The 20,148-nt window shown below is 71.7% G+C and carries 13 protein-coding genes and 1 pseudogene; 5 read left to right on the top strand and 9 right to left on the bottom strand.

Going from position 1 to position 20,148, the window contains the following annotated elements; translation table 11 throughout:
• Nucleotides 1-188 precede the first annotated feature (188 nt).
• Together IE195_RS04200 and IE195_RS04195 are read right to left on the bottom strand one after the other, a co-directional pair.
• Nucleotides 189-485, bottom strand: coding sequence for a hypothetical protein (locus IE195_RS04200; RefSeq protein ID WP_191267997.1), 297 nt, complete (start codon nucleotides 483-485; stop codon nucleotides 189-191).
• Between the two features lie 83 nt (nucleotides 486-568).
• A pseudogene (locus IE195_RS04195) lies at nucleotides 569-916 on the bottom strand (class I SAM-dependent methyltransferase); the annotation flags it as partial.
• Nucleotides 917-1,092: 176 nt separating this feature from the next.
• Between IE195_RS04195 and paaZ the strand changes: the two are divergent.
• Nucleotides 1,093-3,126, top strand: a complete 2,034-nt coding sequence (paaZ, locus tag IE195_RS04190) for a phenylacetic acid degradation bifunctional protein PaaZ (RefSeq protein ID WP_191267996.1) — start codon at nucleotides 1,093-1,095, stop codon at nucleotides 3,124-3,126.
• Nucleotides 3,127-3,309: 183 nt separating this feature from the next.
• On the opposite strand, the gene IE195_RS26065 is transcribed toward paaZ, so the two are convergent.
• Both IE195_RS26065 and IE195_RS26060 read right to left on the bottom strand, forming a co-directional pair.
• On the bottom strand, nucleotides 3,310-5,487 hold the full coding sequence (locus IE195_RS26065) for a WD40 repeat domain-containing serine/threonine protein kinase (protein ID WP_225942595.1): 2,178 nt from the start codon (nucleotides 5,485-5,487) through the stop codon (nucleotides 3,310-3,312).
• A gap of 18 nt (nucleotides 5,488-5,505) precedes the next feature.
• Nucleotides 5,506-7,701, bottom strand: coding sequence for a WD40 repeat domain-containing serine/threonine protein kinase (locus IE195_RS26060; protein WP_229826067.1), 2,196 nt, complete (start codon nucleotides 7,699-7,701; stop codon nucleotides 5,506-5,508).
• A 164-nt stretch (nucleotides 7,702-7,865) separates the two neighbouring features.
• Here IE195_RS26060 and IE195_RS04175 point away from each other — a divergent pair, with 164 nt between their 5' ends.
• Nucleotides 7,866-8,333 (top strand): SRPBCC family protein, encoded by a 468-nt coding sequence (locus IE195_RS04175; RefSeq protein ID WP_191267995.1) that lies wholly within the window; start codon nucleotides 7,866-7,868, stop codon nucleotides 8,331-8,333.
• Nucleotides 8,334-8,433: 100 nt separating this feature from the next.
• On the opposite strand, the gene IE195_RS04170 is transcribed toward IE195_RS04175, so the two are convergent.
• From IE195_RS04170 to pdhA, 3 genes are read right to left on the bottom strand one after another with little or no spacing between them, the layout of a single operon-like run.
• Nucleotides 8,434-9,867: a dihydrolipoamide acetyltransferase family protein gene (locus IE195_RS04170; protein WP_191267994.1), complete on the bottom strand. Its 1,434-nt coding sequence runs from the start codon at nucleotides 9,865-9,867 to the stop codon at nucleotides 8,434-8,436.
• The gene (locus IE195_RS04165) at nucleotides 9,864-10,850 is read right to left on the bottom strand and encodes an alpha-ketoacid dehydrogenase subunit beta (protein WP_191267993.1); all 987 of its coding nucleotides are present in this window, start codon (nucleotides 10,848-10,850) and stop codon (nucleotides 9,864-9,866) included. Before IE195_RS04165 ends, IE195_RS04170 begins: the two co-directional genes overlap by 4 nt.
• A gap of 1 nt (nucleotide 10,851) precedes the next feature.
• Nucleotides 10,852-11,937: a pyruvate dehydrogenase (acetyl-transferring) E1 component subunit alpha gene (gene pdhA / locus IE195_RS04160; RefSeq protein WP_191267992.1), complete on the bottom strand. Its 1,086-nt coding sequence runs from the start codon at nucleotides 11,935-11,937 to the stop codon at nucleotides 10,852-10,854.
• Between the two features lie 374 nt (nucleotides 11,938-12,311).
• On the opposite strand from pdhA, the gene IE195_RS04155 reads away from it, so the two are divergent.
• Both IE195_RS04155 and IE195_RS04150 read left to right on the top strand, forming a co-directional pair.
• Nucleotides 12,312-12,809, top strand: a complete 498-nt coding sequence (locus IE195_RS04155; protein ID WP_017588108.1) for a phosphoribosyltransferase — start codon at nucleotides 12,312-12,314, stop codon at nucleotides 12,807-12,809.
• A gap of 268 nt (nucleotides 12,810-13,077) precedes the next feature.
• Complete coding sequence (locus IE195_RS04150; RefSeq protein ID WP_191267991.1) at nucleotides 13,078-14,736, top strand: catalase; 1,659 nt, start codon at nucleotides 13,078-13,080, stop codon at nucleotides 14,734-14,736.
• 132 nt (nucleotides 14,737-14,868) lie between these two features.
• Here the strand turns inward: IE195_RS04150 and IE195_RS04145 are convergent, their stop codons facing one another.
• Nucleotides 14,869-17,658, bottom strand: coding sequence for a helix-turn-helix transcriptional regulator (locus IE195_RS04145; protein ID WP_225942594.1), 2,790 nt, complete (start codon nucleotides 17,656-17,658; stop codon nucleotides 14,869-14,871).
• A gap of 113 nt (nucleotides 17,659-17,771) precedes the next feature.
• Between IE195_RS04145 and IE195_RS04140 the strand changes: the two genes are divergently transcribed.
• Entirely contained in the window at nucleotides 17,772-18,440 is a 669-nt protein-coding gene (locus tag IE195_RS04140) for an esterase/lipase family protein (RefSeq protein WP_191267989.1), read from the top strand.
• Between the two features lie 181 nt (nucleotides 18,441-18,621).
• On the opposite strand, the gene IE195_RS04135 is transcribed toward IE195_RS04140, so the two are convergent.
• Nucleotides 18,622-19,992: an MFS transporter gene (locus IE195_RS04135; RefSeq protein ID WP_191267988.1), complete on the bottom strand. Its 1,371-nt coding sequence runs from the start codon at nucleotides 19,990-19,992 to the stop codon at nucleotides 18,622-18,624.
• Nucleotides 19,993-20,148: the final 156 nt, after the last annotated feature.

The raw sequence follows: 20,148 nt of genomic DNA, 5'->3' as shown, positions 1-20,148 counted from the left end.
GCTTGGTCGTCCCGGTTTTCGGTGCGCCCCCTTGCCTGCTCGGGCACCGGGTGTCGCCGCCTTGCCCGTGCAGGTACCCGGTCCGTGCGAGTACCCGTAGCTGCGCCGGACCCGGGGGCGCCCTCACACGGTGCGGTGGTCCGGGACCCGCCGGTCCCGGGGCCCGTCGTCGGACGCTCGGCGAGGCCCTACGGCTCCGGCGTCCTCGGCCGGGACGGGGCGTTGAGCCGGGCTCCCACCAAGAGGACCGCTCCGATCACGATCAACGCGATCGCCCACGACCCCGCCGGAGCCATGGCCGCTCCACACGTCACCATCACCAGGTCGGGCGCCTCCCCCATGACGAACCACCCGTGGAGCTCGTCAGTACCGGCCGGGAGGGTCAGCCACCCCGACCCGCACGGCCCGCTGGGCACCAAGCCGAGGGCTGCACCACCGGCGACCAACGCGAGGGCCGCCAGGCGGATGATCTGGACGGGGGACATGGGACTCTCCTCGGCTTCGGGGGTGTCCACGTAGGACGACCGCGTCACCCTCACGGTTGCCCCACCGGAAGGCCTCCGGGTCATCCGGTCCCCTCCGCGGTCCGCTGAGCCGTGTCGAGCCCCTGGAAGCAGCCGATGTCGACAAAGAGATCGAAGGCGCCCAGGTCGGCCGCGTCACCGACGACGTAGGCGACCTCCGTCGGCCCCTTGCGCCGGGCGGCCCCGATCGCCTCGGGCACGAGGTCGGCGCCCACCGCCTCCCAGCCGTACCGGGCGATCTCGGGGGTGAACTGCCCGTGTCCACAACCGATGTCCAGTGCCCAGCCGGGGCCGTTCGGGCGCTCCTCGGCCTCGCGGTCGAGCCAGGACCGGAGCTGTGCGTCGGCTGCGGGGCCGTAGCGCTCCCAGGGCGTGAAACCAAGACGGTACATCCGGGCGTAGCTGGTCACGGGGCCACGCCAAGCACCCCTGCACGGGCCAGGCGGGCAGCCCGGACCTGTTGGTGAAAGTGCTGGTGAGGCGTACTTCCGCAGCTGCGGGGCTATTTACTGACCGATCGGTCTGTAATACTGTTCCCAGAGACCCACACCGAGGAGAGGACCGTCACGTGTCCGAAGTACTGGAGAGCTACGCACAGGGGTCGTGGTTCGCCCCCGCGGACGAGGGCGCGCCCCTGGCCGACGCGAACACCGGTGAGACCGTCGCACGGATCTCGAAGAACGGCCCCGACGTGGCCGCGATGGTCGGGTACGCGCGTGAGGTCGGCGGGCCCGCGCTGCGCGCGCTCACCTTCCACCAGCGGGCGAACGCCCTCAAGGAGGTCGCCAAGCACCTCATGGGGTACAAGGACGAGTTCTACGCCCTCTCCCACCGGACCGGCGCCACCAAGCGCGACACCGCGGTGGACGTCGACGGCGGTTTCGGCACCCTCTTCAGCTTCTCCAGCAAGGGCCGACGCGAACTCCCCAACTCCACCGTCATCCTCGACGGGCCCCTCGAACCCCTCAGCAAGGGCGGCACCTTCGTCGCCCAGCACGTCTACACCTCCCGCCCCGGCGTCGCGGTGCAGATCAACGCGTTCAACTTCCCCGTCTGGGGGATGTTGGAGAAGCTCGCGCCGGCCTTCCTCGCGGGCCTGCCCAGCATCGTCAAACCCGCCGGCCAGACCGCCTACCTAACGGTCGCCGTCGTGAAGCGGATGGTCGAGTCCGGTCTCATGCCGGAGGGCTCGATCCAACTCCTCGTCGGCAGCCACCGGGGCCTGCTCGACGCCCTCGGCCCGCAGGACGTCGTGGGCTTCACCGGGTCCGCCGCCACCGGAGCGATCCTGCGCAACCACCCGAACGTGGTCAGCGGCGGCGTCCAGCTCAACGTGGAGGCCGACTCCCTCAACTGCTCGATCCTCGGCCCGGACGTGACCGTCGAGGACCCCGAGTTCGACCTGTACGTCAAGCAGGTCGTGACGGAGATGACCGTCAAGGCCGGACAGAAGTGCACCGCCATCCGCCGGGTCATCGTGCCCTCCGCCATGGCCGGAGCCGTCACCGAGGCCCTCACCGACCGCCTGTCCAAGGCCGTGGTGGGCGCCGCCGACAACCCCGACACCCGCGTGGGCGCGCTGGTCTCCCTCGACCAGCGCGAGGAGGTCCGCAAGGCGGTCAAGGCCCTGCGCACCTCCAGCGAGCTGGTGTTCGGCGACCCCGAGCGAGTCGAGGTGACCGGCGCCGACGACGAGTCCGGCGCCTTCATGTCGCCGATCCTGCTCCGTGCCGAGCCCGGCGCGAAGGAGCCGCACGAGGTCGAGGCCTTCGGCCCGGTCAGCACCGTCATCACCTACGACACCGTGGACGAGGCGGTCGAGCTCGCCGCACGCGGCCGGGGCAGCCTGGTCGGCTCCCTGGTCACCAACGACGAGGACGTCGCCCGCGAGGTCGTCCTGGGCGTCGCCCCCTGGCACGGCCGCATCCTGGTGCTCAACCGGGAGGACGCCAAGGAGTCCACCGGCCACGGTTCACCGCTGCCCGTCCTGGTGCACGGCGGCCCCGGCCGCGCCGGCGGCGGCGAGGAGATGGGCGGTGTGCGCGGCGTCAAGCACCACATGCAGCGCACCGCCGTCCAGGGTTCGCCCGACATGCTCACCGCGATCACCGGGCACTGGACCACGGGTTCGCGCCGCATGGTCGGCGAGGTGCACCCGTTCCGCAAGGACCTGACCGAGCTGCGAATCGGCGACACCGTCGAGTCCGCCGAACGCACGGTGACCCGCGCGGACATCGACCACTTCGCCGAGTTCACCGGTGACACGTTCTACGCGCACACCGACGAGGAGGCAGCCGCCGCCAACCCGCTGTTCGGCGGGATCGTGGCACACGGGTACCTGGTGGTGTCGCTGGCCGCCGGCCTGTTCGTCGATCCGGCCCCCGGGCCGGTCCTGGCCAACTTCGGCGTCGACAACCTGCGCTTCCTCACCCCGGTGAAGGAGGACGCGGTGATCAGGGTGAAGCTGACCGCGAAGCAGATCACCCCGCGCACCAACGCGGACTACGGCGAGGTGCGTTGGGACGCGGTCGTCACCGACCAGGACGGTGAGGCGGTCGCCACCTACGACGTCCTCACCCTGGTGGCCAAGGGCGAGGAGTAGACACGGGGACAGGTCGACCCGTCAACTGATCGACCTGTCGCCTCGTCGCCCTGTCGACAAACCGACAGGGCGGTATGGCTGCGTGGCGGTATGACGTCAGGTCCACGGACCGCTGTGCGGACACGGCGGCGCCCCCGGGACCGGGGGGCGCCGTCGTGCTCGGAACCGGGCGCCGAGGGCCGGTCAGACGAGGCCGCCGACGTCCCACTCGGTGAACACGTTCTCGGCGTCCACCGTGCGCAGGGCGCCGCCGTCCTCAGTGAACGCCACCGGTGCGGGTCCTTCGGGGACCTCCATGGTGGCGACCCGCTGCGCGGACGGGACGTGCCAGACGTTGACCGCGCCGGTCTCCCCGGACGCGGCGGCCAGGGTCCCGTCAGGGCTCAACGCGAGCGATCCCACGACACCGTCGCCCGCGCCCCGGGGCAGGGGTTCGGCGGTGTCGTCACCGGTGTTCCACCGGAAGACCGCCGTGCCGACCGCGAAGACCACCACCGCGCCGTCGGGGCCGATTTCCATCGCGGTGACCTCGTCACCCGCGTCCGAGGCCTCGCCGGGCCCGCCCGGGCTACCGTCCGCCGCCTCGCCGGTGGGCAGGAGTTCGGCTTCCCGGACCTGTTCCGGGCTGACGTACAGATCGTCTCCCGCGTTGCGGTCCTGCCCCTCCAACGGCACCACCCGGATGCTGCGGTCGTTGCCCACCGCGGCGGCGCCGGCCATGTACTCGCCCTCCCGGTCAACGGCGACGGCGTCGACGGCGGCCGGCACGGCCCGGGATCCGTCCGGGTTCCGGTGGGTGTGGGCCAGACGGCCCTCTCCGAACCTCGTCCCGAAGGTGCCGTCCCCGGCGCCGACCACCGGAACATGCCCGAGGGCGTCGATGTCGACAGCGGTGTACCCATGGTGGGCGTCCCCGTCGTCGGACTCGGGATAGCCGTCCGAGGATATGTTCATCACGGAGGAGCCGTCCTCGTAGACCGTGCCCCAGAACCAGGGGCGGTCGGCTACCGCGAGGTGGCGCGGGACTTCGTAGGAACGGTTGTTACCCGCCGTTTCCACCTCTGGCACCGAGGGCAGGGAGACGAAGTGCACCGGCTCCAGTTCTTCCGGTGGAGCCCATGCGAAGACCTCGCCCGACGGTGAGATCCCCCGGGTCAGGTCCGCGTCGAACTCCACGTCCAACGGGTTGGCCTCGACCGGTTCCAACACGCTGAGGGGGAGTTCCGGGTACTCGACTTCCTCGTCCCCGGCCCCGTTCCCGGCATCGGCCTCTGCTTCGTTCCCGGCTTCGGGTCCGGAATCGGCCTCGGCTCCGACCGGTTCCGGAACACCGTCGGACGCGAGGGAGACCACGAGCGCGACCGAGACGACCACGGCCAGCGCACCGTCGGCGTAGGCCGCGGCCCGCCCCCTTCCGACCCGTGGTCCGGGCGTTTGTCCGGTGGACCGGTCAGTCGGCCGGACCGGCTCCGGCGGAGGCTCGGTGAGCCGCTCGGTCTCCCACTCGCTGTCCACGACCAGGCGGTCGACCGCCCCCTCCGGTTCCCAGCGAATCGCTTCCGGGGCTCCGCCCAGGGCGCGTACCGCTTCACGAGCGCTCGGCCGGTCCTCGGGATCCTTGTCGAGAAGGGCCGCCAGTGGTGACCGCAGCCCCTCCGGCACGCGTTCCAGGTCCGGTTCCCGGTCCACGATCCGGTGGATGACGGAGGCCTGCGGTGCGGTACCGAAGGGCGGCTCGCCCGTCGCGGCGAAGAACAGTACGGACCCCAGCGAGAACACGTCGCTGGCCTCGGTCGCCGCACCACCCAGCGCCTGTTCCGGTGACACGTAGGCCAGGGTCCCGAACCCCCGGGCCGTGTGGGTGGCCTCCACCGCGTCGAGCGCCTTGGCGATCCCGAAGTCGATCACGCGCGGCCCGTCCCCCACGAGCACGATGTTGCCCGGCTTGAGGTCGCGGTGGACCAGACCGGCACCGTGGATGGCCGCGAGTCCTTCGGCCAGGGCCGCCGCCAGCCCGTGAAGCTCCCGCTTCCGCAGGGGGCCTCCCTCGACCACCGCCTGCCGCAGGGTCGGCCCGGCCAGGTACTCGGTGGCCATCCACGGCACCTCGGCTTCGGGGTCCGCGTCCACGACGGCGGCGGAGAACGCTCCGCTGACCCTCCGTGCGGTCGCCACCTCGCGGGCGAAACGGGAACGGAAGCCCGGTTCACCGGCCAGGTGCGGGTGGATCACCTTGAGGGCGACCTTCCGATGCCCCGGAGTCCTGGCCAGGTAGACGCGGCCCATCCCGCCCGCTCCCAACCGCCCCAGAACCAGATAACCGCCGATCTCCCGGGGATCGTCCTCGTCGAGCCGCTCCATGCGTGTCAGTTCTCCCCGTCAGACCCGTTCCCAGACGTACAGGTGGTAGTCGTCCAGTTCCTCGTTCTCCTCCTGCGGTCGGTGCCCCAGGCGCACCAGAACTCCGCCGTCGGCGGACAGGCCCACGCCGGAGGTGTTGGCCGCCAGATCCGCACGGGCACTTTCCTCCGGCACCGTCACCGGCCCCAACGAGACACGGGCGTCGAGATCCACGTCCACCACGGTGCCCCCGAGCGACCAGGCCAGCAGCCTCCCGGTCCCCTCGTCGACAGCACCCCGCGGCGCGATGCCCAGTTCGTGCTCGAAGCCACCCAGCTCTTCTCCGGTGGTGGCGTCCCACATACTCACACTGTTCTTGCCGATCGCGGTCAACTGGGTCGTGCCCGGTTGGAAGGACAGGTGTCCGTAGCGTTCGTCCGCCGTCGCGTCGATCTCGGCCACCTGTTCCCCGGTCGAGGTCCACACCTCGATGCGCGCGGGTTCGTCCGCCGAGTCCTCCATCAGCGTCGGCTCCCTGAGGAAGGCAACGAGGGAGCCGTCGGAGCTGAGTGCGAGACTCTGACCGCCGTTCGGCGCGATGACCCTGACTCTCCCGCCGTGCTCCGTGTCCCACAGGGCGGTATCGCCCCAGGGACTGGTGACGACGAGCCGGCCCTCGGGGGTGAAGGCGACCTCACCTCCCCTCGCCCCCACCGTCGTCCGCGCAAGGGTCGCACCGCTCTCCGGGTCGATGACGACGACGGGTTCCGCACTGTCCCACGTCCCCTCACGGGGCATGGTCTCCCCCCAGGCCTGGACTGCCAGCATCGTCCCGTCCGGCGCCACGGTGATCGCTCCGGTACCGGAGAACTCACTGGCGTGGAGGGGAGCGCCGCTGCCCGTGTCCACCGCGAGCACCGGGGTGGACGACCCCTTCATGTAGGCGGTGCCGCCGTCGGGGGAGAGCGCTATGGACTGGTACCAGGTCGTCTCCGGAATGGGGACGTCGATCTCGTGCGCCGCGACCAGGGTGTACGCGGCGGGTTCACCGGGCGGCTCAGCGCCCTCCGAAGGGGGAGCGAGGCCGCCTGCGAACGCAGGATCGCCGGAACCGGAGCGGGCGCCCGAGTCGCTGATGCCGGACCACACACGGGGGATCAGGAACCCGGCCACGACCACCAGCGCGACCACGGTCGCGGCCACGATGAGCGCGAGGCCGGAGGGGCGCCGCCGGGGCCGGGCGGGCGGCCGTCCCGCGCCCGGCTCCTCGTCCTCCGGGTTCGTCTCCCCCGGCACCTGCCCCGGTGTTCCGGGGGTCGGCGAAGCGGGCCCCGGTGGTTCCCCGTACGGGACCTCCGCCAGGCGCTCCGCCGCCCAGGCCTCGCGTTCGGCGATCAGGTCGGTCACCGTGTGGGGCAGCGGGGCGGGCCCGCCGCCGGTCCCGGTGCCGCCGAACGCGCCGAGCAACTCGTCAGTACGCGGTCGCGCCCCGGGGTCGACACTCAGGCAGGCGGCCAGGAGCTGACGCAACCCGGGCTCGATCCCCGCCAGGTCCGGTGGCTCCCGCAGGACCCGCCGCAGGATCGCCACCACCGGACCCTCCCCGTAGGGATGGCGCCCGGTCGCGGCGAAGGCGAGCAGCCCGCCCAGGGCGAACACGTCCCCGGCCGGACCGGCCTCCCCGCCCTCCAGGACCTCCGGCGGCAGGTACCCGGGGGTGCCCACGGCCTGCCCGGTGTCCGTCAACGCGGTGGCGTCCTCGGCCCGGGCCAGGCCGAAGTCGATGACCCGCGGCCCCGAGGCGGACAGCAGCACGTTGCCGGGTTTGAGGTCCCGGTGGGTCAGCCCCGCACCGTGGATCGAGAGGAGCGCCTCGGCCAGTCCGGCCCCCACCGTGCGGACCGAACCGCCGGGCAGGCGGCCGGCTGCCGCGACCGCGTCGGTGAGGGTGGGCCCGGCGACGAAGGCCGTGGCCAGCCAGGGCACGGTGGCTTCGGGATCGGCGTCCAGCACCGGGGCGGTGAAGGTCCCGCCGACCCGTGCGGCGGCCTCGGACTCGCGGGCGAATCGGCGGCGGAACTCCGGGTCCCGCGCGAGGTGGGCGTGCACCGTCTTGACCGCGACCGCCCGGCCGCCCGCCGAACGGGCCAGGTACACCTCGCCCATGCCCCCGGCTCCCAACCGGCTGACCAGCCGGTACTCGCCTGCCCACCCGAAGTCGCCGGACTCTGCCACTACTCCTCCAGCACCTCGTCGCGGTCGTCCCGTGCCGCGCGGTTCATGGCGGGGCGAAGCGACAAGACCCTACCAACCACGCGAAACACCGGCCCGGGCGAGCTCTCCGGCACGGTGCTCCCTGCCATGCTGGAGCTCGGTCCAGGAGACGGGGGAGGGCATCCGTGCGAGGACGTGACCCGAGGGTTCGGCCGAGGCGCACCACGAAGCTGCGGGTGGTCGAGGACTTCGACGCCCCGGCCGACCGGGTGTTCGCGCTGATCCTCAGCAGGGCCGGATTCCTGGACGCCATGCCGCCGGGGGTGGAGGTCCTGCGCTGGCCCGAGCGCTTCGGGGAGGGCGAGGTCCTGGACCTGCGCTGGGGCGCGGCCGGGTTCCACCCCGTGCGGTGGACCGCCGTCATCGACGGCTACGAGGCAGGGCGCTCGTTCAGCGACCTCCAGGTGCGCGGACCGTTCCGGTACTGGCGGCACACCCACACGGTCGAGCCGCACGGGACGGGCACCCGGCACACCGACCTGGTGGAGATCAGCACCGGGCTGGGCCCGGCGGGCGACCTCGCCGCCGCGATCGGCATCCGGGGCGCTTTCGGACCGAGGCTGCGCCGGATGCACACCGCTCTGGAGGGTTGACCGGAGCGCACGGACCCCGGACACGGGAAACGCCTCGGGGGTGCCGACTCCCCCGAGGCGCTCCGTTCCGGGGCCGCCGGGTTCCCCCGGCGGCCCCGGTCTACAGGCGGGCGATGGCCCTGGCCGGGTTCTCCATGGCGTCGGCGACCACGCGCATGAAGCCCGCCGCGGCTCCGCCGTCGCAGACGCGGTGGTCGAAGGCGAACGACAGCTGGGTGATCTTGCGGACCGTCAGCTCACCGTCCACCACCCAGGGGCGGTCGATGATCCGGCCGATGCCGAGGATGGCGACCTGCGGGTGGTTGATGATCGCGGCACTGCCGTCCACGCGGAGCGACCCGAAGTTGTTCAGCGTGAACGTGCCCCCGGTGAGCTGGGCGGGGGTGGCCTTCCCCGCCCGTGCCAGCCGGGTGAGCTCCTTGATCTCGGTGTCCAGTTCGGCGGTGGTGAGCTTGTGGGCACCCATGACGGCGGGAGCGACCAGGCCGCGGTCGGTCTGGACGGCCAGGCCGAGGTTGACGCCGTCGTACTGGACGAGCTCCTCGCGCTCGGTGTCCACCAGCCCGTTGAGCTCGGGGTAGGCGTGCAGGCCCGCGAGCACGAACCGTGCCACGTAGGCGAGCAGGCCCGGCCCCTCCGGGTCGGACCGGCGCAGACGCACCAGTTCCGTGGCGTCCACGTCCACCCACACGGTGGCCTCGGGGATCTCGCTGCGGCTGCGCGAGAGCGAGGTGGCCACGGCCTTGCGGAAGGCGCCCATCGCCTCCCGCTTCGACTCGGCCAGGCCCGTGCGGGCGTCGACGGCACCCGGCTCCGCCTGGGCGGGGGCCGCCGGGGTGGAGGCCGCGATCGGGGCGGACGGGGCCGGAGCGGTGTTGGCACCGGCCGCCTCGATCGCGGAGCGTACGTCGCGGCGGGTGATGAGCCCACCCGGGCCGCTGCCCTCGATGTCGGCCACGCGCAGCCCGGCCTCCCGGGCCAGTTGGCGGACCAGCGGTGAGGTGACCAGCGGGACCCGGCGCGCCGGTGCGGGGACCGGAGCGGCCGCGGGGGCCGACGGCTGGGAGCCGTGCGACGGCGGACGGTTGCGCGGACGGCGGCGACGACCCGAGCCCGTGGACTCGGGGGTGCCGTAGCCGATCAGGACGTTGCCCGAACCCGCGCGCTCCTCCTCGCGGTAGCGCTCACCAGCGGTGTCGGCCTCGGCCCCCGTGGCTGCCGGGGCCGGTGACTTCGTCTCCGCGTCGGGTTCCTCCGCCGCGGGGGGCTCCGCGGCCGGAGCCTCGGCCGGGGAGCCGGATCCGACGGTGATGAGCGGCTTGCCGACCTCCAGGACCTCGCCCTCCTCGCCGTGCAGGACGCTGACCGTCCCGGCGAAGGGGGAGGGGACCTCGACGATCGACTTGGCGGTCTCCACCTCGGCGATCGGCTGGTCGACGGCGACGGTGTCGCCGACGGCGACCAGCCACTTCACGACCTCGGCCTCGGTGAGGCCCTCTCCCAGGTCGGGGAGGTCGAAGGTCTGGGCGGTCACTGGTCCTCCCACTGCAGGTCGTCGACGGCGTCGAGGATGCGGTCCACGCTGGGCAGCTGGAAACGCTCCAGCTTGGGCGGGGGGAAGGGGATGTCGAAGCCGGTGACCCGTCGGACCGGGGCGGCCAGGGAGTGGAAGCAGCGCTCGGTGACGCGGGCGACGATCTCCGAGGCGACGCTCGCGTACCCGCTGGCCTCGGCGACCACCACGGCGCGGCCGGTGGAGCGCACCGCCGCGCACACGGTCTCGTCGTCGAAGGGCACGACCGAGCGCGCGTCCACGACCTGGAGGCTGCGGCCCTCCTGGGCCGCGGCCTCGGCGGCCTCCAGGGCGGTGGGCACGGCCGGCCCGTAGGCGATGAGGGTGGCGTCGGTCCCCTCGCGGCGGACCACGGCCCGGCCGATCCCGGGGGAGGGGCGGTCGAAGTCCACCTCGTCCTTGGCCCAGTAGAGCTTCTTGGGCTCCATGAAGACCACGGGGTCGGGGGAGGCGATGGCCTCGCGCAGCAGGTGGTAGGCGTCCTCGGGGGTGGCGGGGGTGACGACCTTCAGGCCCGGGGTGTGCGCGTAGTAGGCCTCGGAGGAGTCGCAGTGGTGCTCGACCCCGCCGATACCGCCCGCGAAGGGGACTCGGATGACCATCGGCAGCCCGACCCGGCCGCGGGTGCGGTTGCGGGTCTTGGCGACGTGGCTGACGATCTGTTCGAAGGCCGGGTAGGCGAAGGCGTCGAACTGCATCTCGACCACCGGGCGCATGCCGTTCATCGCCATACCCACGGCCATGCCGACGATCCCGGACTCGGCGAGCGGGGTGTCGAAGCAGCGGTCCTCGCCGAACTCCGCGGTCAGGCCGTCGGTGATCCGGAAGACACCGCCGAGAGGGCCGACGTCCTCACCGAAGACGTACACGGCAGGGTCCTCGGCGAGGGAGTCGCGCAGCGCCCGGTTGAGCGCCTGCGCCATGGAGAGCTTCTCGGTCGCCATGTCAGTTGCCCTCTCTGCTCAGTTCGTCGGCCAGGAAGGCGGCCTGTTCGGTCAACTGCGGGGTGGGGGAGGCGAACACGTGCGCGAACAGCTCGGCGCCGTCGGGCTGCACGTCCCGGTTGACCCCCTCGCGCATGGCGGTGGCGACGGCCTCGGCCCTCTCGGTGATCTCGGTCTGCCTGGCCTTGGTGAGCACCCGCTTCTTCCGGAGGTAGGCCTCCATCCGCAGCAGCGGGTCGCGGGCCACCCAGGGGTCCACCTCGTCCTCGCTGCGGTAGCGGGAGGCGTCGTCGGCGTTGGTGTGCGCCTGCATCCGGTAGGTGTGCGCCTCGACCAACCGGGGGCCCTCGCCGGAGCGGGCGGCCCCGACGGCGTCCTCCAGGACGGTGAGGACGGCGGCGGCGTCGTTGCCGTCCACCCGCTCGCCGTTGACTCCGTAGCCGACGCCCTTGTGGGCGAGGGAGGGGGCGGCGCTCTGCTTGGCCAGGGGGACGGAGATCGCGTACTCGTTGTTCTGCACGAAGAACACGACCGGGGCTCTGAAGACGGCGGCGAAGTTCAGGGCTTCGTGGAAGTCGCCCTCACTGGTGGCGCCGTCGCCGCACAGGGCCATGACCACGGTGTCCTCGCCGCGCAGGCGGGCCGCGTGGGCCACGCCGACGGCGTGCAGGAGCTGGGTGGCGAGCGGGGTGGCCTGGGGCGCGACGTTGTGCTCGTAGGGGTCGTAGCCCGCGTGCCAGTCGCCCTTGAGGAGGGTGAGGACCTCGACCGGGTCGACGCCGCGCGCGACGACGGCGGCGGTGTCGCGGTAGGTCGGGAACAGCCAGTCGCCGTCGGCCAGGGCGAGCGCGGCGCCGGTCTGACAGGCTTCCTGGCCGTGCGAGGAGGGGTAGACGGCGAGGCGGCCCTGGCGGACGAGGGCGCTGGCCTGGTCGTTGACACGGCGGCCGATCACCAGGGAGGCGTAGGCCTCGAGGAGGCGCTGGGAGCCCGGCATCCGCAGGTCGGTCTCGCTGACCGGGACTCCGGACTCGTCGAGCAGCCGTAGCGGCTGCTCGGAGGGGAGAAGGCCCTGGTGTTCAGCCATGCTGCAACCTCCTGGTTCACGGAAGATCTGTACAGGGACATGGTGCTATTTACGACCATCTGTTCGCCACAAACCAGGAGAGATCAAGAAAATGTCATGGGAGTTCGCCGATATCCGAGCATTTTGTCCATGCATGTGACCCGGGACACGGGGTGCGGTGGACATGTGGCCGGGGACACCTGCCCCCGTGACCGTGGTCGCACGGGTCGACCTGTCGACCTGTCTCCATGCCGACTCCCCGACCGTCCGCCCTCCGGGGCCCGCCCCGCCGCCGTTCGGGCCCGGTCGTCGTTAGCATGTACCGGTGCCGCGAGCGGCCTGACCTGCGAGGCGCCGGGCGCACTTCACACCGAGAACACCGGGGGGACCAGACCGTGAGCGACGAGCGCGAGAACCTGAGCTACGAGCTCTTCGGCACCGCGATGCGTGACATGGCCCAGGCGATCGCCGACGACGGGTACGAGCCCGACATCATCCTGTCCATCGCCCGGGGCGGCCTCTTCGTCGCCGGCGGACTGGGGTACGCACTCGACGTCAAGAACCTGCACGTGATGAACGTGGAGTTCTACACCGGGGTCGGCACCACGCTGGACATGCCCGTCATGCTGCCGCCGGTGCCCAACGTGGTCGACCTGAGCAAGAAGAAGGTGCTGGTCGCCGACGACGTCGCCGACACCGGCAAGACGCTCAAGCTGGTGCACGACTTCTGTGCCGAGCACACCGCCGAGGTGCGCAGCGCGGTCATCTACGAGAAGCCGCAGTCACTGGTCAAGTGCGAGTACGTGTGGAAGCACACGGACCGCTGGATCAACTTCCCCTGGTCGGTGGAGCCCCCCGTCGTCCACCGCGAGGACCAGGTGCGCGACGCCTGATCCGCACGGCACCCTCCCGCCGGCCGGCTCGGCGCCCTCTCCGCCCTCCGGCCGGAGGGCACGGCACCTCCGGTGTTTCACGTGAAACGCCCGCCCGGCGAACCGCGTCGGCGCCTCCCCGCGAATCGGCCTGTCGGCGAAGCGACCTGTCGACACTCCGCCCCGGCCCCTTCCTTGGCAATGTTTCCGCCATGCGCGTATCACCCAGCGTGATCACGGGCAGTGGCAGGGGTGAGGAAACCTGACCCGCAGGGAGAGGACCAGCCGCATGACCGACGTATCCGGCCGGGGGCCCGCGCCCGAAGACGAGCGCGGAGTGCTCACCAACCGCCAGGGCCACCCCGTCTACGACAACCAGAACCAGCGCACTGTGGGCGAACGGGGCCCCGCCACCCTGGAGAACTACCAGTTCCTGGAGAAGATCAGCCACTTCGACCGCGAGCGGATCCCCGAGCGGGTGGTGCACGCCCGGGGGGTGACCGCCTTCGGGTACTTCGAGTCCTACGGCAAATGGGGCGATGAGCCCGTCGACCGGTACACGCGCGCCAAGCTGTTCCAGGGCAAGGGGAAGCGCACCGACATCGCGCTGCGCTTCTCCACGGTGATCGGCGGGCGAGACTCCTCCGAGTGCGCGCGGGACCCCCGGGGCTTCGCCGTCAAGTTCTACACCGAGGACGGCAACTGGGACCTGGTGGGCAACAACCTCGCGGTGTTCTTCATCCGCGACGCCATCAAGTTCCCGGACGTGATCCACGCCCTGAAACCGGACCCGGTGACGTTCCGGCAGGAGCCCAACCGGATCTTCGACTTCATGTCCCAGACCCCCGAGAGCATGCACATGCTCGTCAACCTCTTCAGCCCCCGCGGCATCCCCGCGGACTACCGGCACCAGCAGGGGTTCGGGGTCAACACCTACAAGTGGGTCAACCAGACGGGCGAGACCGTCCTGGTCAAGTACACGTGGATGCCCAAGCAGGGGGTCCGCAGCATGACCGAGGCCGACGCCGCGAACATCCAGGCGTCCGAGACGGGGCACGCGACCAGGGACCTGCACGAGGCCATCGACCGCGGCGAGTACCCCGAATGGGAGCTGCTCGTGCAGATGATGAGCGACGAGGAGCACCCCGAACTCGACTTCGACCCCCTGGACGACACCAAGACCTGGCCCGAGCAGGACTTCCCACCCAAGCCGGTGGGGCGCATCGTGCTCGACCGGAACGTCTCGGACAACTTCGCAGAGAACGAGCAGATCTCCTTCGGCACCGGCGTACTCGTGGACGGGCTGGACTTCTCCGACGACAAGATGCTGGTCGGCCGCACCTTCTCCTACAGCGACACCCAGCGGTACCGGGTGGGCCCCAACTACCTGCAACTTCCGGTCAACCAGGCCAGGAACGCGTCCGTGCGCACCAACCAGCGCGACGGGCTGATGGCCTACCACCAGGACACCGGGGGCGAGAACCCGCACGTCAACTACGAGCCCTCCATCACCGGCGGGCTGCGGGAGGGGCAGTATCCCACCCATGACGAACAGGGCCCCGAGATCAGGGGGCGGCTCACCCGCAAACGCATCAGCCGCACCAACGACTACCGGCAGGCGGGTCAGCGGTATCTGCTGATGGAGCAGTGGGAGCGCGACGACCTGGTGCACAACTTCACCGGCCTGCTCTCCCAGTGCGACCGCGCCGTCCAGGAGCGGATGGTCTGGCACCTCCTCCTGGTCGAGGACGAACTGGGCACACGGGTCGGCAAGGGGCTGGGGATCGAGCCCGGGGACGTGTCCCACCTGGAACCCCTGCGGGGCCAGGACCTGACGGACGAGGACCGGGAGCGCCTGGCGAACCTGGGCGCGAACGGCCCCCGGGACGTCTCGGGTCTGACCATGACCCACTGCGTACCCAACGAACGCCGTGTGACCGAGCGCTGAGGCGGGCCCGGCCGGAAGCCGGTGCGGCCCCGGACCCGCGGAGGTCCGGGGCCGCACCGCGTTTCCCGGACACTCCTCGCCCCTGCTCCGCGCAGAGGGACCGCGGCCCCGCGGCCGCATGGAACGGGGAGCTCACCCGGGGTCGTGCCCCCGCTCCCGTGGAACGCCGATCAGCTGGGAGAGCTCGACCCGGGAGCGGATCCCGAGCTTGCTGTAGATGTTGCGCAGATGGTGGTCGACCGTGCGGGTGCTCAGGAAGAGCCGCGAAGCGACCTCCCGGTTGGTGGCGCCGTCAGCGACGTGCCGGGCGATCCGGAGCTGTTGCGGGCTGAGCGGCTCCAGCCCGGTTCTCCGGCGCGCCACCGCGCTGCCGCGGGCCGCCCGCAGCTCCTCCCCGGCCTGTCGCGCCCACGGCCGGGCGCCCAACCGCTCGAAGGCCTCCATCGCGGTGTACAGGTGCTCGCGGGCCCGGCCCGGATGCCGGGAGCGGCGCAGGTGTCCGCCGAACAGCAGACGGGTGCGGGCCTCCTCGAAGTCGCAGTAGCCGGAGGAGTGCAGTTCGAGCGCGCTCTCGAAGAACACGCTCGCCTCCTCCCCCTCGCTGAGCAGGCCCCGGCAACGCATCACCAGGGCCCGGGCGGTGTCGTTCCCGGTCGCCTCGGCCCAGCTGGCGAAGGTCTCCACCCCGGAGCGGACCCGCACCCGCACCCCGCCGCGCACGGACGCCTCCACCAGGTAAGGGGTGAGCAGCAACCGCACCGCCGCGTGTCCGCTGCCGGGGCCGGACCGGGCCAGCACGCGCAACCGCATGGCGGCCTCGGCGGTGCGTCCGGCACCGAGGTCGAGCAGGGCCAGGGCCCAGGCCGCCAGCCCGGCGGGGAGCCCGACGTCGTGTTCCACGGCCATCGCCAGGGCGGTTCCGGCGTGCTCCCGGCACGTGTCCTCCTCCCCGCGGATCGCGGCGACGAAGGCGAGGGCACCCCGGTGGTGGCTCGCGCAGTTGTCCTGTCCGGAGTCGAGTGCCAGGCGCAGCCCCTCGGTCGCGCTCGCCTGTGCCAGGGACAGGCGGCCGAACCACATCTCGGCGTAGGTCAGGAACTCCAGGGCCTGGGGTACGAGGGTGAGTGCCCCGGTTCGGCGGGCCACCGCAGCGGCGCGCCCGGCCAGGGACCGGGTGCGCACGTGGTCCCCGCGGAGCAGGCCCGCGATCCCGCCCAGTACGAGGGCCTGCGGGTCACCGATGAGCTCCGCGGCCTCCTCCGCCCTGGCCAGGAGTACGGCGCCCTCACGGTGACGCCCCTGGAACATGGCGGCCTTGCCCGTCATGTAGTCCAGCACGAGCCGGTCCCAGGGCCGGGCGGGGCCGGTCCCGGAGCCGCGTCCCGGACCGGGTTCCGCCCCCGTACCGGGTCCTGCCCCGGCCACGAGGGCGCGGGCGCGCTCCGCGGTGGCGAAGAAGCGCGTGTGGTCGCCCGAGAGGCAACTCGCCTCCCCGGCTTGGAAGAGCATCCGCAGTGCGGCCCCGGGGTCGTTCCCGGCCAGCCGGTCGGCGGTGGCCCCGAGTCGTTGGGAGGCGTCGATGGCCACCCCCGAGCGCAGATCCATCTCGGCGCGGAGCAGGTCCGCGTGGTCGGGGGCGGAGCGCACGCGTTCGAGCACGCGGCGGGCCCGGACCGGGTCGCCCGACAGCCAGGCGGAGCGGGCGGCCTCGGTCAGGCGCAGGCCACGGGCGGCGGGATCGGGGGTGAGCCGGGCGGCGTGTTCGTGGAGCAGGGCGGCGTGGGCGTGGCCGCGCCGGTCGGCGGTGCGCTGGGCGGCCCGGTGGAGGGCTGCGGCGATCCGCTCGTCGGGAGCGCTCCCGGCCATGGCCCGGTGCCAGGCGGCGCGGTCCTCCTCCTGTTCGGCCTCACAGACACGGGCGAGCGCCAGGTGGACGGAACTCCGTTCGGCCGGGCGGGCCCGGTGGTAACAGGCGGAGCGGGCCAGCGGGTGGGTGAGAACCACGTGTCGGCCCTCCTCGGCGACCAGGCCGGCCGCCCGGGCGGGTTCGAGGACGTCGGGGTCCGGCGGCAGGGGGCCTCGTCCGTGTTCGGCCGCCAGCCGGACCAGGGCCAGGCGTGTGGTGCCGGGGAGCCGGGAGAGGGTTCGGGCGAAGGCCTCGGTGAGCTCGCCCCGAGAGAGCGGCGGCTGTTCGAGCGCAACCGAACCGGATCGCTGTTCGGCGGTGGTCCCGTCCAGCAGTTCGAGCGCGGCCCGGGGGTTGCCCTCGGCCGCGGCGGCGATCTCCCCGGCGACCGAGCCCACCAGGCCCTCGTCGGACAGAACGCACAGGAGGGCCTCGCGGTCCAGGGGACGCAACCGGAGCACGGGGATCCCGGCCAACCGGTCCGCGTCCCCGTCCGGGGCGCTGAGCAGGACCGCCGTCCCCTCCTGGTCCAACCTGCGCGCGGCGAAGGCCACGACCTCCCGGGAGGGCCGGTCGAGCAGGTGGAAGTCATCCACGCAGAGCAGGAGGGGGCACTGCGCCGCGATCTCGCAGAGCAGTTCCAGGGCCGCGCTGGCGAGCGGGAAGGGATCGCCCGGTTCTCCGGTGTCCAGGGCGCGGGTGAGCGCCTCGCGCTGCGGTTCCGGCAGGCGCGGGAGATAGGGGAGTGCGGGCCGTAGGAGCTGGTGCAGCCCGGCCAGGGGGAGCAGGCCCTCACCCGGCGCGGCGAGGGACCGGAGCACCGTGAAATCGCGGGCTTCCTCAGCGGCCCGGTCCAGCAGCGCGGTCCGGCCCGCCCCGGGGGCGCCCGTCACGAGCAGGCCGCCGCTCACTCCGGAGCGTGCGGCCTCGATCAGGTGGCGGAGGGCGGACAGTTCGTGGGCGCGCCCGTACAGGGGCGTGGTGCGTGTGAGCGGGTTCACGCTGATCACCCCCATAAGTTACCCACCGGTTAAACAAGAGTAAAGGGACCGGCTATTCAGCCGATGCGCCCCCAGTGACGCAGAGCACACAATCGAGTTCCCCCCGATCCCCCACCGACGGAGCTCACATGAGACCTCTGCTCTCTCTGCTGTGCGGCCTCGTACTCGTCCTGAGCGCGGCCCTGCACGCCGCCCCCGCCTCCGCCAACACGCACACTCCGGTCGTCTTCGTCCACGGATTCATGGGCAAGGGCGGCCAGTGGAACTCCATGCGGTCCGCCCTGGTGGACTCCGGCTATCCGCAGGAGCGCCTGCACGTCTTCTCCTACGACTGGGCGCGCTCGAACACCACCATCGCCCGGCAGCTCGCCGCCCGCGTGGACGAGGTCCGAGGACAGCACGGCACCGACCGGGTACACCTGGTGACCCACTCCATGGGCGGCCTGTCCTCGCGCCACTACATCAAGAACCTCGGCGGCACCGAGGCCGTCGACCAGTGGATCTCCATCGGCGGCCCCAACAACGGCACCGACGTCGCCAACCTGTGCCCGTCCCTGCTCACCCCCTGCGGGGAGATGCGGCACGGTTCGAACTTCCTGAACGACCTCAACAGCGGGGACCCCACACCCGGACCGGTCTCCTACACGACCATCCGTTCGCGCTGCGACCTGGTCATCTCGCCGGTGAGCAGCACCTCGCTGCCGGGCGCGGACAACATCGGGGCCGGCTGCGTGGAACACATCTCGATGATGTGGAACGGCGGCGTCATCGACCACGTCCGCGGCGCCCTGGGCTGACCCGCTTCCGGCCCAGGCCCCCTGTCGACGTGCCGACAGGTCCCCGGATCGCCATGTCGACAGAGGGACTTACCGGCACGGCCCCGTCGACCGGACGGGCAGGGGAGTCGACGGACGCAGAGCGGGGGCGGTGGTCCGCGGCCGCGGACCACCGCCCCCGCAGGGAGGGCCCACCCCGTGATCAGGTCACGGAGGTGGGTTCGTCCTCGTCAGCGTGCAGGTCGACGCCCTGGATGTTCTTCTTCACCAGGGAGACCGCGACGAAGGAGATCAGCGAGAGGAAGACGACGTAGACACCGATGGTCCACGAGGCGCCGAAGTTGGTCAGCAGCAGCTCGGCGATCATCGCGGCGAAGGCGCCGCCCAGGATCGCCCCGAGCGCGTAGCCGATGGACACGCCCGAGTAGCGGACCTCGGCCGGGAACATCTCCGCGTACAGCGCCGACTGGGGGCCGTAGCTCAGGCCGAAGGTCAGCGTGAAGACGAAGAGGCCCAGGAAGTACATGTAGATGTTCGCGGTGTCGACCATGAACCACATCGGCACCGCCCAGGCGGCGAGCAGGACGTAGCCGATCTGGAAGGTCCGCACCCGGCCGACCCGGTCGCTGATCCAACCGCCGTACAGCGTGGAGACCAGCCAGCCGAAGGAGGCCAGGGTGGTGGCCAGCAGGACCGGCCCCCGCTCCATGCCCAGGCCGAACTCCTCGACCGGCCGCGAGGCGTAGGTGGCCATGAAGGCGATCACCAGGTAACCGGCGGCGTTGTTGGCGACGAAGATCAGCGCGGAGAGGATGACCTCCTTGCTGTTCTTGCGGAACAGCCGGCCCAGCGGGGCCGAGGACTTGGCCCGGCGCTGCTGCATGAGCTTGAAGACCGGGGACTCCTCGACCGTCTTGCGGATGAGGTGGCCGACGATGATCAGCAGGAAGGACAGCAGGAACGGGATGCGCCAGCCCCACTCCAGGAAGGCCTCGTTGCCGATGACCGCGGTGATGACCCAGACCACGAAGGTCGCCAGGATCATGCCGCACGGCACACCGATCTGCGGGTAGGCGCCGAAGTAGCCGCGCTTGTCGACCGGAGCGTGCTCCACCGACATCAGGGCCGCGCCGCCCCACTCACCGCCGGCGGAGAAACCCTGGATGATGCGCATCAGGATCAGCAGGACCGGTGCCGCCACGCCGATCTGGGCGTAGGTGGGCAGCAGGCCGATCGCGCAGGTGGCGGCCCCCATCATGACGAGCGTGAAGACCAGGATCCGCTTGCGACCGAACTTGTCCCCGAGGTGCCCGGCGACGATCGCGCCCAGCGGGCGGAAGAGGAAGGAGATTCCGATGGTCGCGAAGGAGAGGACCTGCGCCACGGCCGGGCTGGCGTCCGACAGGGGCGCCAGGAAGAGGGGTGCCAGCACCAGGCCCGCGGCCTGGGCGTAGATGAAGAAGTCGTACCACTCGATGGTGGTACCGACCATGGTCCCCGCGAGGACCTTGCGCTTCTCCTTGGGGTCGAGGGTTCCACCGGGTCCTGGGACCGTGGCGTCGGGTGTCGCCATTGCTGCTCCGTAGTTCTCTACCGGCTCGAGGGGGCCGGGTTCGCTGTTGGGCCCGGGCAGGTCGGCCCACGGCCCGAAGGCGGAACGGGGGATACCGGGACAGACCATGAGCCCCAGGACACCATGCCATGTGATGCAGGGCACTTTCTACATCGG

It is taken from the genome of Nocardiopsis terrae, from assembly GCF_014651695.1.
Lineage (GTDB): Bacteria > Actinomycetota > Actinomycetes > Streptosporangiales > Streptosporangiaceae > Nocardiopsis > Nocardiopsis terrae.
This window is presented reverse-complemented; position numbering and strand designations above follow the sequence as displayed.